This window comes from Croceibacterium sp. TMG7-5b_MA50 (assembly GCF_039830145.1).
In the GTDB taxonomy this organism is placed as follows: domain Bacteria; phylum Pseudomonadota; class Alphaproteobacteria; order Sphingomonadales; family Sphingomonadaceae; genus Croceibacterium.
In genome coordinates this window covers 2,941,604-2,955,317 of the sequence record NZ_CP156082.1, presented here as the reverse complement: position 1 = coordinate 2,955,317, position 13,714 = coordinate 2,941,604, and the positions used below count along the sequence as shown (strand labels likewise).

At 68.2% G+C, this 13,714-nt stretch carries 15 protein-coding genes and 2 tRNA genes; 7 read left to right on the top strand and 10 right to left on the bottom strand.

The features are described from left to right. Positions 1-2 precede the first annotated feature (2 nt). Positions 3-1,604 (top strand): alkaline phosphatase D family protein, encoded by a 1,602-nt coding sequence (locus V5740_RS13585; protein WP_347303000.1) that lies wholly within the window; start codon positions 3-5, stop codon positions 1,602-1,604. A 217-nt stretch (positions 1,605-1,821) separates the two neighbouring features. Continuing rightward, positions 1,822-2,871 (top strand): DUF3616 domain-containing protein, encoded by a 1,050-nt coding sequence (locus V5740_RS13580; RefSeq protein WP_347302999.1) that lies wholly within the window; start codon positions 1,822-1,824, stop codon positions 2,869-2,871. 170 nt (positions 2,872-3,041) lie between these two features. On the opposite strand, the gene V5740_RS13575 is transcribed toward V5740_RS13580, so the two are convergent. After that, positions 3,042-3,115: transfer RNA gene (locus tag V5740_RS13575), tRNA-Gln, on the bottom strand. 180 nt (positions 3,116-3,295) lie between these two features. Between V5740_RS13575 and kduI the strand changes: the two genes are divergently transcribed. Next, positions 3,296-4,129, top strand: a complete 834-nt coding sequence (gene kduI / locus V5740_RS13570; protein ID WP_347302998.1) for a 5-dehydro-4-deoxy-D-glucuronate isomerase — start codon at positions 3,296-3,298, stop codon at positions 4,127-4,129. A 22-nt stretch (positions 4,130-4,151) separates the two neighbouring features. On the opposite strand, the gene V5740_RS13565 is transcribed toward kduI, so the two are convergent. From V5740_RS13565 to V5740_RS13545, 5 genes are all read right to left on the bottom strand, one after another. Then, positions 4,152-4,227, bottom strand: a tRNA-Lys gene (locus V5740_RS13565). 12 nt (positions 4,228-4,239) lie between these two features. Continuing rightward, the gene (gene folK, locus V5740_RS13560) at positions 4,240-4,728 is read right to left on the bottom strand and encodes a 2-amino-4-hydroxy-6-hydroxymethyldihydropteridine diphosphokinase (protein ID WP_347304540.1); all 489 of its coding nucleotides are present in this window, start codon (positions 4,726-4,728) and stop codon (positions 4,240-4,242) included. Further along, complete coding sequence (aguB, locus tag V5740_RS13555) at positions 4,725-5,591, bottom strand: N-carbamoylputrescine amidase (protein ID WP_347302997.1); 867 nt, start codon at positions 5,589-5,591, stop codon at positions 4,725-4,727. Before aguB ends, folK begins: the two co-directional genes overlap by 4 nt. Before the next feature lie 38 nt (positions 5,592-5,629). Further along, positions 5,630-6,103, bottom strand: a complete 474-nt coding sequence (locus V5740_RS13550; RefSeq protein ID WP_347302996.1) for a DUF4440 domain-containing protein — start codon at positions 6,101-6,103, stop codon at positions 5,630-5,632. Positions 6,104-6,105: 2 nt separating this feature from the next. Further along, positions 6,106-6,933 carry a hypothetical protein gene (locus tag V5740_RS13545; RefSeq protein ID WP_347302995.1) on the bottom strand — a complete coding sequence of 276 codons (828 nt, stop codon included), beginning with the start codon at positions 6,931-6,933 and terminating at the stop codon, positions 6,106-6,108. Positions 6,934-7,039: 106 nt separating this feature from the next. On the opposite strand from V5740_RS13545, the gene msrA reads away from it, so the two are divergent. The 3 genes from msrA (at position 7,040) to V5740_RS13530 (ending at position 9,146) form a co-directional block, all read left to right on the top strand. Continuing rightward, positions 7,040-7,576: a peptide-methionine (S)-S-oxide reductase MsrA gene (gene msrA, locus V5740_RS13540; protein ID WP_347302994.1), complete on the top strand. Its 537-nt coding sequence runs from the start codon at positions 7,040-7,042 to the stop codon at positions 7,574-7,576. 191 nt (positions 7,577-7,767) lie between these two features. Next, positions 7,768-8,109, top strand: coding sequence for an ArsC family reductase (locus tag V5740_RS13535; RefSeq protein ID WP_347302993.1), 342 nt, complete (start codon positions 7,768-7,770; stop codon positions 8,107-8,109). Between the two features lie 17 nt (positions 8,110-8,126). Continuing rightward, the gene (locus V5740_RS13530) at positions 8,127-9,146 is read left to right on the top strand and encodes a glycerophosphodiester phosphodiesterase family protein (protein WP_347302992.1); all 1,020 of its coding nucleotides are present in this window, start codon (positions 8,127-8,129) and stop codon (positions 9,144-9,146) included. A gap of 50 nt (positions 9,147-9,196) precedes the next feature. Here V5740_RS13530 and V5740_RS13525 read toward each other — a convergent pair whose 3' ends face one another. Continuing rightward, positions 9,197-10,162: an aspartyl protease family protein gene (locus V5740_RS13525; protein WP_347302991.1), complete on the bottom strand. Its 966-nt coding sequence runs from the start codon at positions 10,160-10,162 to the stop codon at positions 9,197-9,199. A gap of 328 nt (positions 10,163-10,490) precedes the next feature. Here V5740_RS13525 and V5740_RS13520 point away from each other — a divergent pair, with 328 nt between their 5' ends. After that, a complete protein-coding gene (locus tag V5740_RS13520) occupies positions 10,491-10,988 on the top strand; it encodes a hypothetical protein (RefSeq protein ID WP_347302990.1) in 498 nt (165 codons plus the stop codon). A gap of 8 nt (positions 10,989-10,996) precedes the next feature. On the opposite strand, the gene V5740_RS13515 is transcribed toward V5740_RS13520, so the two are convergent. Genes V5740_RS13515 through V5740_RS13505 form a run of 3 tightly spaced genes read right to left on the bottom strand, consistent with a single transcriptional unit; the run spans position 10,997 to position 13,688 of the window. Next, positions 10,997-11,566 carry a TMEM175 family protein gene (locus V5740_RS13515; protein ID WP_347302989.1) on the bottom strand — a complete coding sequence of 190 codons (570 nt, stop codon included), beginning with the start codon at positions 11,564-11,566 and terminating at the stop codon, positions 10,997-10,999. Between the two features lie 19 nt (positions 11,567-11,585). Continuing rightward, the gene (locus V5740_RS13510) at positions 11,586-12,281 is read right to left on the bottom strand and encodes a YoaK family protein (protein WP_347302988.1); all 696 of its coding nucleotides are present in this window, start codon (positions 12,279-12,281) and stop codon (positions 11,586-11,588) included. Positions 12,282-12,299: 18 nt separating this feature from the next. Beyond that, positions 12,300-13,688, bottom strand: coding sequence for an alginate export family protein (locus V5740_RS13505; RefSeq protein WP_347304539.1), 1,389 nt, complete (start codon positions 13,686-13,688; stop codon positions 12,300-12,302). Between the last annotated feature and the right edge of the window lie 26 nt (positions 13,689-13,714).

Genomic DNA, 13,714 nt, shown 5'->3' with positions numbered 1-13,714 from the left:
CCATGACCCTGCTGCACGCCCCGACCGGTCGCCGTTCGTTCCTGCTGGGCGCCGCCATCGGCGTGCCCGCACTGCTGACCGGGGGGCGTGCGCTCGCCGCCAGCGATCCCTTCACGCAAGGGGTCGCCAGCGGCGATCCGTGGCCGGACGGCTTCGTGATCTGGACGCGCATCGCGCCCGACATCACCGCGCCAGACGGACTGGGTGGCGCGCCCGACAACCTGCCCGTTCGCTGGGAAGTGGCGGAGGATGACGGCTTCCGCCGGATCGTGCAGGCGGGAGAAACGGTCTCGCGCCACCTGATGGGCGGGGCGGTGCATGTGGAACTGGCCGGGCTGAAGCCGGACCGGCCCTACTGGTACCGCTTCAATGCGCAAGGCGTGAACAGCGCGATCGGCCGCGCCTGGACCACGCCACTGCCGGACGCGCCCGTGCAGTCGGTGCGCTTCACCGCCGCCACCTGCTCACACTACGAACAGGGCTGGTTCTCCGCCTATCGCCACATGGCGGCGGAGGAGGAAAGTCGCTTTACCCTGTTCCTGGGCGACTACATCTACGAAGGCGCCGGGCGACCCGAAGGCGACGGGCGTGTGCGATCATATGGCGACATCCCGGTCGCCGACAATCTCGCCAATTACCGCCGCCGCTATGCCCTGCACCATGCCGACCCGGATCTGCAGGCCCTGCATGCCGCCGCGCCCGCACTGGCGATCTGGGACGATCACGAAACGATGAACGATTATTCGGGCATCTGGTCGCAAGAGGGAGAGCGCCTGCCCCCAGCCGCCTTCGCTTATCGCCGCGCCAACGCCTATCGCGCCTTTGTAGAGAACATGCCGCTGCGCCTATCGCGCACCTGGCAGGGCACGCGCACCACCATCTTCCGCCGGATGCACTGGGGCACCCTCGCCCAGTTCGATCTGCTGGACGGGCGCCAGTACCGCTCCGCCCCCGCCTGCACCGCCGGGCTGGACAGCGCCCGCGGGCACATGACCGCGCCCGATTGCCCCGATCTGGAGGATCCAGCCCGCACCTTCCTCGGCTTTGAGCAGGAGCGCTGGCTGTATGATGGCTGGCAGCGAAGCAGCGCGCGCTGGAACCTGATGGTGCAGAACCTGCTGGTCGCGCCCATGGTGTTCGACACACCGGACGGGCCGGTGATCTGGACCGACACATGGAACGGCTTCGGCACGGCAAGGCGCCGATTGCTGGACACCATGGTGTCCAGCGGCATCGCCAATCCGGTGACATTGGCCGGCGACTACCATTCGTTCTGGTGCAACAATCTGTATCGCGGGTTCGACGCCAACCGCTTCGCGGTGGATGGCTTGAACATGCATGGCGAGGCACCTGTGGCGGCCGAGTTCGTGGTCAGCTCGGTTACATCCAGCGGACCACCACAGGATTTCTACCGCCGCGCGATGCCGAACAACCCGCAGATCACCTTTTTCGATTCGGAGCATCGCGGCTACATGAGCTTCGACATGACCGCCGACCGGCTGGACGCGCGCTGCATGACCATTAGCGACAAGGCCGATCCGCGCGCCACACTAAGCGTGCTGCACCAGCGGAGCGTGGAAGCGGGGCGACCAGGTCTCGCTTAATCCGGCCTCGCCAGCTGATATGTCCATCAGCCGGGCCCGTCCGCTGATGATCTTCGGCCCGGCTCACCCCGCAAAGCCGGTCTCGTGCCTCGGTCTGATCTGCGTCATAAGGGGACCACGCCAGATCCGGTTACCGTGGGAGCCATAGATGCCCAGATCCCCTGCCCCGCATTCGCCCTGGGCTTCCACAACCAAGCCCGCTGAGGAAGAGCGCCTGGTGCTGGATGCCGAATGCGCGGAACTCGACGATCCGACGCTCAATCTGTCAGCCGCCGCTCGGCATGGAAACACCTTGTTCCTTGGCAGCGATGAAGGTGTCTGCATCGAGCGGTTGAGCCGCGGCGACGCAGTATGGGCAGGTCATCAACGTTTCTCGCTCGATACGATCCTGGACCTTGATGCGTCCGAAGAGGCCGATATCGAAGGATTGGCTGAAGACGATGGCTGGCTCTGGGTGCTCGGGTCGCACGCGCGAACGAGGCTTAAGGTCGGTCGAGCGGGCGACGACTGCATCGACATATCCGCCTTCGCGACTTTGAAGGATACCCGGCCGCGCTGCCTGCTCGCGCGGGTACCGCTGGCGACGGACCCGAACACGGCCGATGCGATGGTACCGGTGCAAACCGACGGAAATCGCCGGGCGGGAATGGTGCGTCAGACCAAGCGCGGCAACCGCCTGGCGCAGATGATGAAGGAAAGCCCGCTTCTGAAGCCATTCACCCGCATCGCCGCCAAGGAAGGTGGCGTCGATCTCGAGGGGATCGCCGCGGCGGGCGACCGGGTGGCGATCGGCATGCGCGGCCCGGTGATCCAGACCTATGCCGTGCTACTGGAGGTGAACATCGTCGCCAAGCCTTCGGGGCGACTGACCATTGCGGGGCCGCTACACAAGCGGCTCCTCGAGCTGGATGGTCTTGGTATCCGTGATCTGAAGCGCGATGGCGCCGATCTCCTGATCCTTGCCGGACCGACAACGGGGCTTGATGGGCCATGTGCCGTGTATCGCTGGACGGATTGGCTCGGCGATCCGCCGCGGGATGGTCAGATGGTACGCCGGCATAGACCGGAACGGATTATCGATCTCGCGTTCGGTCATGGCGACGATCATCCCGAAGGACTGGTGTTGCTGGACGGGACCGACGGGAAGCGCGACCTGCTGGTGGTGTGCGACACTCCTGCCGCGGACCGCCTTGATCCCGCATCACGCAGCATGCGGTGCGATCGCTTCCACCTCCCGAACGGTAGCGACGCGGGCGGTGAGTCATGAGCCTGGAGCTCGGATCCGCTCTGGCTTAGAGCCCTGGTCCGCAAGCCTCGGATCGGCAGCAGGTGCCTTCGTCAGGCGACCCCGTCCAAAGCGCGAGAGCACTCAGCACAACTTCGCCCCGAACCGGTTGGCCCCATGGGGGCAAGTTCAGCTGGTAAAGGACAGGAAGGTGGATGCCCCGCGAGGATTCGAACCTCGATTGACGGAGTCAGAGTCCGTAGTCTTACCTTTAGACGACGGGGCAAGGAAGGCGCCCCAATAGCGGCGCCGGCGACAAGGTCAAGCGGGGAAAGGCTGGCCCGACACTCTCATGCATGCGGGCGGCAAGCGGGTTTGACAGGACGGGGACCGTGCCCGATGACCCGTTGGTAAAAGCCGCATCGCGCAACGGGCGCGGGTGGCCCCTTGGGGGAGTGAGCGAGCCTTGTTCGAACGCACGTACCATTCGACGCATCCGGAGATGATGAACGGCGCTAGCCAGCAGGATCTGCGCGACCGCTACCTGGTGTCGGACCTGTTCCGCGCGGGCGAGATCGTGCTGACCTATTCGCATGACGAACGCTTCATCATCGGCGGCGCGGTGCCGGGCGCGGGCACGCTGGCCCTGCCCATCCAGACAGAGCCGCCGAGCGCCGCGGGCCAGCCGCTGCTGCAGCGGCGCGAACTGGGCGTCGTCAATATCGGTACGCCGGGCACGGTGACGGTAGACGGCGCGACTCACGAACTCGGCCGGCTGGACACGCTGTACGTGCCCATGGGCAGCGCGGAGGTGAGCTTTGCCGGGGATGGCGCGCGCTTCTACCTGCTCAGCGTGCCGGCCCATGCCGCCTTCCCGCTGCGCCGCCTGACCCTGGCCGACTCCACCACGCTGGAACGCGGCAGCGTGGAAGATGCCAATGCCCGCTCCATCCACCAGCTGATCCTGCCGCACACCTGCCAGAGCGCCGCCCTGTGCCTGGGCCTCACCCGGCTGCAGCCGGGCAGCGTGTGGAACACCATGCCACCGCACACGCATGACCGCCGGTCGGAAATCTACCTGTACTTCGACCTGGACGACGATGCGCGCGTGTTCCACTTCATGGGGCCGGCCGACGGCACGCGGCACCTAGTGATGCGCAACGAGGAGGCAGTGATATCGCCCCCGTGGTCGATCCACATGGGCTGCGGCACGCGCAATTACGGCTTCATCTGGGCCATGGCGGGCGAGAACATGGACTACACCGACATGGACCTGCTCGGCGTGGAGGATCTGCGCTGAGCGGGACCAAATTTGGCGGGGGTGGTGAGCCCTGCTGGGTTCGAACCAGCGACCTACTGATTAAAAGTCAGTTGCTCTACCGACTGAGCTAAGGGCCCCCGCCGCGCGACCTAGGCAAGGCGCCCGGTGCGGTCAAGGCGCGCCGCCAGGTGACGCAGGGTCAGCCCGCTGACCGGATCGCGCCAGTCGCCCGCAACGACCGCTCCCGGCCGGAGCACGAAAGCGCGGTGGCGGAACTGCGGGTGCGGGATGGCAAGGCCATGGGTCTGCCATTCGCCGCCGCTCCACAGCACGATGTCGAGGTCCAGCACGCGGGCGCCCCAGCGCTGTCCGCGGCGGCGGCGGCCGAAATCATGCTCCATCGCCTGCAGCACGGCCAGCAGCGCGGGCGGCCAGCGGTCCGTCTCCAGCACCAGCGCCGCATTGGCGTAGCGGCGCAGCGACGGGCCCACGGGCGCGCTGTCCACCACGGGGGAGCGGGCACTGACGGTGCCGAGCGCGGCCAGTTCCTCCATCGCGGCGGCGACTACCTGGCGCGGGTTCCCCAGTTCCGCGTGCCGCTGGTTGGAGCCGAGCGCGAGGAGATAGGTGTGGGTCAGATATCCTCCGCAATGCGGCCATAGAGCTGCGGGCGGCGGTCGCGAAAGAAGCCCATGCCGGCCCGGTGCCGCGCCGCGCGGGCAAGGTCCAGCGTCGCCGTCAGCACGCCGGTCTCCTCCCGCTCGTAACTGGCGAGGAGGTCGCCCCATTCGTCGGTGATGAAGGAATGGCCGTAGAAGGTCTGCCCTGCCTCGCACCCGATGCGGTTGGCGGCGACCACCGGCATGCAATTGCTGACCGCATGGCCGACCATCGCCCGGCGCCACATGCGGCTGGTGTCGAAGCTGGCATCATAGGGTTCGGAGCCGATGGCCGTGGGGTAGAACAGCACCTCCGCCCCCATCAGCGCCATGACCCGCGCGCATTCGGGATACCACTGGTCCCAGCAGATGCCCACGCCGATGCGGGTGACGCCGCCCTGATCGTTGGGCACGTCCCACACCTTGAACCCGGTATTGCCGGGGCGGAAGTAGTACTTCTCCTCGTAGCCCGGGCCATCGGGAATGTGGCTCTTGCGGTAGGTGCCCATGATCTCGCCGTCGGCGCCGATCGTGGCCAGCGTGTTGTAGTAGTGATGGCCTTCACGCTCGAAGAAGCTGGTGGGGATCGTCACCTTCAACCGCTTCGCGAGCGTCTGCATGGCGCGCACGCTGGGATGCTCCGCCAAAGGCCGCGCCAGGGCGAAGAACCGCTCGTCCTCTTCCCGGCAGAAATAGCCGCCGGCGAACAGTTCGGGCGGCAGGATCACCTGCGCGCCCGCCTGCGCCGCCTGTTCGACCAGGGCGGAGACGGCGGCGATGTTGTCCTGTTCCGCCTCCAGGTCGAGCTGGAGCTGCAGGGCGGCGACGGTGAGGCTGGTCATGGCTGGCGCAGTTAGGGGCGAGGCCGGTCAGCGGCAAGTCAGCTGCTGTGGTCGGCGATGATCCGCCAGCCTTCGGCATATCGTTCCCACACCAGGCTGGTCACGCCGCTGGCGGGTGCCTGCCCACCCGGATAGGTCAGCCGGTAGCGCGCGATGTAGAGCGCGTGCGACGGGCCAAGCGGGCGGAAGTCCAGCCGCTCGAACGACAGAGTCCCGCGCTTTGCAGCGTCGCCGAAATCGTAATTGCGGCGATAGCGCTCCGCCATGGCGGGCACGCCGCGCAGCAGGCCGTCCTCCACCACGAAGCTGGCCTGCCGCGATGGCGAGTACACCGCCAGGAAGGCGTCCATGTCGCCTGCGTTCCAGCCGGCGGCGGAACGGTCCAGCTCCCCCTCGATCGCATCGAGGACTGTCGTGTCCGCCAGCGCGGCAGGGCCCGCCTGCGTGGTGTTGCCGATCACGCATGCCGGCAGCAGCAGGGCGGCGGCAAGCGGCAGGAGAGCCCGCAGCATCGTCACGCGCGCTTGCGGAACAGCAGCGTCATTCGGTCGCTTTCGCCGATCGCGTCCAGTTCGGCCCGCTTCGCCGCGTCCTCCCCAGCGCCGCGATAGCTCGGCGGCAGGGTCCATACGCCGCCTTCCCAGTCGGCGGTATCTCGCGGATTGGCGTTGACCTCGCTCTCCGCCACCAGATCGAAGCCGTAGCTGTCCAGCAGCGCGATCACGTCCTGCTGGCGCAGATAGCCGTTGTCGCCTTGCGTGTAGGCGGCGGGCGCATCGGCCTTCGCCCGGTGCTGCACGATGCCGATCATGCCGTCATCCTTCAGCAGGCGGCGGGCGGTGGACAGCAGCTGGTGCGTCCAGTCGTTGCGCCGGACATTGTGCATCTCGCGAAAGATCAGCAGGCGATCGACTGTGCCGTCCAGTTCCGCCGGGACGGTGCCGAGATTGGCGCCGATCACGCGGGCGCCGGGGGCTTGCCCCATCCAGCCGGCGGCGTCGCGCGGCAGGGTGGTGGCGAAATCACGCAGTGTGGCGAGGAAGCCGGTGGCATCTGGCGCGACGCGGGGATTGAGGCCGATATAGGTGCCCTGCGGCCCCAGATAGGGGATCAATACCCGCGAATACCAGCCGGGGCTGGGCATGAAGTCGACCACGCTCATCCCCGGTTCCACCTGGAAGAAGCGCAAGGTCTGCGCCGGGTGGCGGTAGCGGTCGCGCGGGGCGTCCTGCACCCGGCGCTCGTCAGCCAGCACCTGCGTCATGGAAGGGGTGTCCTGCGCGGCGGCGGGCAGCGCGGGCAGCATCATGGACACGAGGAGGGCGGACAGCAGGGTCTTCATGGCGCGGGGATCCTTGGCAGGGTACGCCGCGAAAGTACCTGCCGCGCGGCGGATGACAAGCGGCTTGGCCGACCCCATCTGCACCGGCAGACGAAGGAGATATGCGATGAGCGAGACGGCGATCCTGGCAGGCGGCTGCTTCTGGTGCACGGAGGCGGTGTTCAACGACGTGGTCGGGGTGAGCGGGGTCGAGAGCGGCTATATCGGCGGCACGGTGGCGAGCCCGACCTACAAGCAGGTGTGCAGCGGCACCACCGGCCATGCGGAGGCGGTGCGCGTGACCTACGACCCGGCGGTCATCAGCTATGCCCAGGTGCTGGACATGTTCATGGAGACGCATGACCCGTCGCAGCTGAACCGGCAGGGCAACGATGTCGGCACCCAGTATCGCAGCGCCATCTTCCCGCTGGACGATGCGCAGCGGGCCGAGGCGGAGGCGGCGATCGGGCGCTGGAACGCGGGCCACGGCACCATGGCGGTGACCACCATCGAAGGCCCGGCCGAGTGGTATCCGGCCGAGGACTACCACCAGAACTACTGGGAGAGCGAGGGCCAGCGCAACCCGTATTGCCTGGCGGTGATCCCGCCCAAGCTGGCGAAGCTGCGCAAGAGCTTCGCGGATCGGGTCAGGCAGGACGCCTGACGGTCGCCGGCCGCGGCTAAGTTGACACTAAGTTGACACCTCCGACAGACAAGGTTGCACGGGCGGCCGCTGTCGGAGGGCGCGGCATCGCGGCGGGATAGTGCGCCAGCGAACTGTAGGAAAGCTTCCGCTTGGCGGCGGCGCCGGGCCTTGTCATGCCGGTGTCGCGAACCGGCGGCAGGGGGCAAGTCATGGACGTTTACGGCATACCCAATTGCGACACGGTGAAGAAGGCGCGCAGCTGGCTGGACGCGCGGGGTATCGGCTACACCTTCCATGACTACAAGAAGGAAGGCGCCCCGCCGGCGCTGCTGGCCGGCTGGGCCGCGCATGTCGGCTGGGACGAACTGCTCAACCGGCGGGGCACGACCTGGCGCAAGCTGGACGATGGCGCCCGCGCCGACCTGGACGATGGCAAGGCGCTGACGCTGATGAGCGAGCAGCCATCGCTGATCCGGCGGCCGGTGGTGGTCAGCGGGGATGCACTGCTGGTCGGCTTCGATCCCGACCGGTGGGAGCAGGCGCTCTGCTGAAACTGGCGCTGGCACTGATGGCAAGCACCCTGCCCCTGGCCGCCGCCACGGCGCAGCCGGCGATCATCGCGCATCGCGGCGCCAGCGGCGAGCGGCCGGAACATACCCTGGCCGCGTATGACCGGGCGATCGATGCCGGTGCCGACTATATCGAACCGGACCTGGTGGTTACGGCGGACGGCGTACTGGTCGCCCGGCACGAGAACGAGATCGGCGGCACGACCGACGTCGCCGACCATCCCGAATTCGCCGCCCGGCGCACCACCAAGCGGATCGACGGCACCGACCTGACCGGCTGGTTCGTGGAAGACTTCACGCTGGCCGAGCTGCGCACTCTGCGCGCGCGGGAGCGGATTCCTGAACTGCGGCCCGCGAACACCCGGTTCGACGGGCTTTACCAAGTCCCCACCCTGGCGGAGATCATCACGCTGGTCCGCGCGCGGGAGGCGGAGACGGGCCGGGTGATCGGCCTGGTGCCGGAGATCAAGCATCCGACCTTCCTGCTGGACCAGGGTCATGACATCGCCGCGCTGGGCGCGGCGCAACTGGCGGCGGCCGGCTATGACGGCGCCGACGATCCGGCGCTGATCCAGTGCTTCGAGGTCGGCCCGATCGAACGGCTGGATGCCCTGACGGGCCTGAGGCTGGTACAATTGGTCAGCGCGACCGGCGCACCCGCCGACCGGCCGGAGCAGCCTTATGCCACGATGCTGACGCCGGGCGGCTTGGCCGCAATGGCCCGCCATGCCGACGTGCTGGGTGCGGAACTGCCGCTGCTGCTGACAGCCGACGGTGCGCCTGCCCCGCTGGTGGCGGCGGCCCACGAGGCCGGCCTACAGGTGCATGGCTGGACCCTGCGGCGGGAGAACCGGTTCCTGCCCGAACCCTTGCGGCGGGGCGACGATCCGGCGGCGGCGGGCGATTATGCGGCGCTGTGGCGGATGCTGGCACACGCCGGGGTGGATGCGGTATTCACCGACAATCCGGCCGATGCCGTCCGGGCGCGGGCGGCACGCGACCATGACGTGACCCCATAGGGACCCAACGTCCGCTTACGCCCTTGATCCACCGCCGCCAGGTGGCTGCATCATCGTTCGATACACAAGGTTCCGGCTGGATAATCGAAGACGATCGCGCCCGCCTGCCACAGGGGAACGCCGAGCGAGCCGTCGAGCAGGCCCGTCTCGAACACCGGCGCGCCTGATGTCAGCGCCACCTCCAGCCCGGTGAACCGCACGTCCCCGACCCGCAATTCCGCGACGCGGGCGAGGCCGCCCTCGACCGTACCGCCGACGCCATGCGCGACCTTGCCCTCCGCACCCGCTGCCATCAGCGCCTGACCTGCCGCGCTGCGGAGGAACGGACCGCCGATGATCGCCGCCCGGTGCCTGGTGCCAAGGTCCACGACCAGTTTCAAGCGAACGGGCTCCGCCCCCGGCGCAGGCCGCAGTTCCGCCTCCACGACAGGTACATTCTCCACCAGGGTAAACGGGATCGGGGCGGCGCAAGTGCCGCCGCTGGATCCGAAGGTGACGAGGCGCTGCGCGTAGTCGACGCGCACCGAACCATGCCGGAAGGCAGGGGCGCCGATCAGCAGGTCGATCGGGAACCCGGCCGATGCCGACAATTGCGCAAGATCCGCCGAATGGCCGGGCAGGTGCGCGAAGCCGAGCGGCCCGATGTCGAGCGTCGCGATGTCGACCAGCCGGGATTGCTGCGCCGCCGCGCCGCCGCCCGCAATCTCGTCGCCGGGCGCGTCCGCCGCCAGGCCGAGAGCGGCGGTCAATCGCTGGTCAATGACCACGGCGCCGGCGCCGCTGTCCAGCACGGCGGCCTGAGGGCGGCCGTTGATCGTCACGCCGATGACCACCAGGTTGTCGCGCAGTTCGAACGGCATGGCCGCCGGCTTGTCAGGCGCGCGGGTCGGCCGATCGCCGGCGATGGCGGGCGAGGACGGCACCTCCTGCCCGGCCTGCGGCGCCTGCGCCATTGCCGCAGATGCGGCCCCCGCCAGCAGCACCGCGCCGACCAGTGCATCCAATCTCATCATCATCGACATTCCTGTGGTCCCAAGCCGATCCCGCGCCGGCAGTGCGAAGCCGCCCATCTGGGGGAGCGGGGATCGGGGCGGTAGCGGCGGCTGCCGCGCAACTGTGTCGCGCGCACTGCGACGTCGCGCGCCCGATCGGCCCACCATGACCTTCGATATCGGACCTTCCTCCCGGCCGCGTTCCACCTTGCGCAACACAGTGCGACAGGCTGCGGGTCTGACCTCTCGCGGCGTGTCCGTTATTGTCCCCGGCAAAGGCGGCCGGTCGGGCAACAGATGCCCGGAAGAACGCCTCCGATCGGCTAGAACAACGCAGCAGGGAGTTTCCGCCATGTCCGCAAGTGCACACACCACCGCCGAACCCGCATCGGCGACGTCACCCTTGGCCGTATTGCAGAAGATCCTGTCAAACCCGACCGATCTCGCCTTCGTCAGGCAGTTCACGACTGACGATTTCGTCTATGTCTCGCTCAACTACCAGCATGCCGAGCTGAAGCGGATCATGCCCTGGGCGGGGACGAACAACGGGACCGAGGGGCTGGTGCAGACCTTTGTCGATGTCGGCCGTTACTGGACGACGGACGACTTCCAGATCCAGGACACCTTCGAAAACGGGAACGGCGCCGCGATCTTCGGGTCGTTCACCTATACATCGACCGTCCTGGGCAGGACGGTGACATCGCCCTTCGCCGTCCTGGCGCGCGGCGAGAACCGCAAGCTGTCCTACGTGCAGTTCATGGAAGACACCTTCGCCACCGTTCGCAGTTTTCGGGACGGCGGTGAGTATCTGATCAAGGCCGACCCCAACGGCGGGCAGATCAGCGTCTGACAGGGGGCCTAGTCCCCCGTCACCATCCGCCGGTCGGGCACGAACCACAGCGCGATCACGGCGATGTAGCCTGCCAGCGCCGCCTCCCGACTGACAAAGGCGACAGGCACGGCCACCACATACAGGCCGATGGTGACGAGACCCTTGCGATCGCGCCCGATGGCCCGGGCCACGCGCGATTGCGGCCCGTTGAAGGCGATGATCGCCGGTTCGGTCAGTTCGTAGCACAGCGCCGCCATCCCCAGCACGACGCCGTAGGCCGCGGTCGGCCCCGCCGCGAAGTCGGTGTCGTTGTTCCAGCGGATGACGAACGGCACCAGGCTGAGCCAGAACAGCAGCGCCAGATTGAGCCACAGCACCCGGCCATCGACGCTTTCGGTCGCGTGCATCAGGTGATGGTGGTTGGTCCAGTACAGCCCCACATTGACGAAGCTGATGAGGTAGGCGCTGAACATCGGCGCACTGTCCCGCAGCGCCGTCAGATCGCCTGCCCGTGGCGGCGCGAGGTCGAGGACCATGATCGTGATGATGATCGCGATCACCCCGTCGGTGAACGCTTCCAGCCGCTTGCTGTCCATCGCGGTTCCGGCCACCCGCCTAGCTCGGCACGCGTGCTGCGGGATGGACCGCGCACATGGCGGTGCCCGCCAGCACCAGCGCACCGGCCACGAAGAGCGGGACGACCAGCGATCCGGTGCGGACCACCAGCAACGCGCCCAGCGCCGCGCCGCCCAGGATCGCCGCGACGCTGCCCAGCCGGCGACCCCAGTTCGGATTGCTGCCGCCAGCGGGGGTTGAGTCGGCCGCGATGCCGGTGATGGTGAGCGTGAGCACGGTCGTGGTAAGGTCGGGGACCTTGAGCTGGCGGATCGTGGCGTTGCGGAAACCCATCGCGATCGCAGTCGCGCCGATGATCGCGTACAGCGCGCCGCGCGGCTCCAGCTCCGCCACGTCGTAACCCGCCGCGATGACGGCCGCCGTCCAGAGCAGGGCCGCCTCAAACGCAGCGGCGATCAGCAGCCAACGGCGGAGCGGGCGCTGGCCCATCGCCCGGCCGAGGCGCCCCGCGACCAGCGCGCCACCCATGAAGGTGGCGAGCGCGACGAGACCGGGGGCGATGACGAAGCCGGGCGCACCCGCGAGAGCGAACCCCAGGAACACGACATTGCCCGTCATGTTGGCGGTGAACACCTTGCCGAGCCCCAGCACGCTGACCGCATCGACGAGGCCCGTCGTCAGCGAGAGCAGCAGCAGCAGCCATGGCAGCGGGGACGGGCGGACGGCATCTGGCATGGTCGCGGGCATCCTGGGTCAGAAGCGAAAGTTGGTTTCCAGGGCGAGCAGCCCGACCGTGCGGTGCGGGCCGGTCGCGCGCAGGAAGGCGCCGGCGGCAAAGGCGGAGACCGCGCCCGACACCTCCAGCTCCGGCGAGGCCTGCCAGCTGAACGATGCCTCCAGTTCCTGCCCGATGGATCGCACGCGGCTGTTGCCGGCTGCCCGGATCAGGTTGCCGGGTATGGCGTAAATCCCGTCGGCAATGGCGTGGCGCCAATAGCCCGTGGCGGCGAGCGCCACGGTCAGCGGTTCGGCGATCACCAGCGTCACGCGCGGGGTCACGGTGACCAGATTGGCGGGGCCGATGGGCGACAGCTCCCCGAAATACTTGCCGCGCGGGAACAGAGCATTGAAGGTGCCGAGCCGCCCGTCGCCCGCGCGCCGGTCACCGCTGATCACGCTGACCCGCACCAGCGCATCGGGCGAGAGAGAAGCATCCGGGAAGCGGCGGCCCAGCTCGACCGATCCAGTCCAGGCGCGGATGCGCGACGTGCCGAGCCGGCCATGCTGGAACACGCCTTCGGCATCCCAGTGCCAGTCGCCGGCAGCACCGCCCAGCCGCGCGCCGATGCTGTGGCGCGTCTCCCGCCCGGCGCCATCTGCGAAGGTCGCCGCACTGTTGCGGTAGCGGAGCCAGTAAAGGTCGATTTCGCCCGCGCCATGGGGAATCGTCGCGTAGAGGCCCGAAAGGCGGCGCCTGCGGTCGGACCGGTCGTCCAGGTCATCCAAGCCCTGCCGCACGGGTCGCTTGTCGAGGATGCTGACCACCGCGCCGGGCAGCGAGACGATCGCGCGCACGCCATCAAAGGCCAGCGGTACGTTGGGGCCGTAGCGGGTGCCGACCAGGCGTTCGTTGCCCAGGGACAGCAGCTCGCGTCCGGCACGGATCGTCAGGCCGAGAGCATCGGCATCGCCCGTGCGCCCCGCACCAATCCTGATGTCGGCGAACCCCTGCAACAGGTCGATGCCGGTGCGATCGATCGGGGATGCGGATGGTGCGACCCCGATGGTATAGGCGGCGACCGGCTGCACGAAGGCGCGAACGGCGCCGGCATGCAGATCGGCATAGGGCAGCGCGCGCAGCCACAGGAACCCATCGTCCGGCGCCTGGGCACCGCCCCACAGGTTTGCGCGATAGTTCTCGTTCCGGGCGCGCAGTTCCAGTCCGGTGACCAGATAGGTCGCGTTCTCGTCCAGCGGCACATATTTGAACCGTTCCGTCCAGCGTCCGGTCCGCTCCTGCGGGTCGGCCAGCCGGTGCCAATCCTCGTCATAACGGACGGTCGTCAGCGTCGGCGGCTGCCACGCCTCGATCCCCTGCGCATGCGCCGTGCCGGTCCACAACGCCAGCAGCAGGCAGAGCATCCATCGGCGCACGGTGCCGGCCCTTC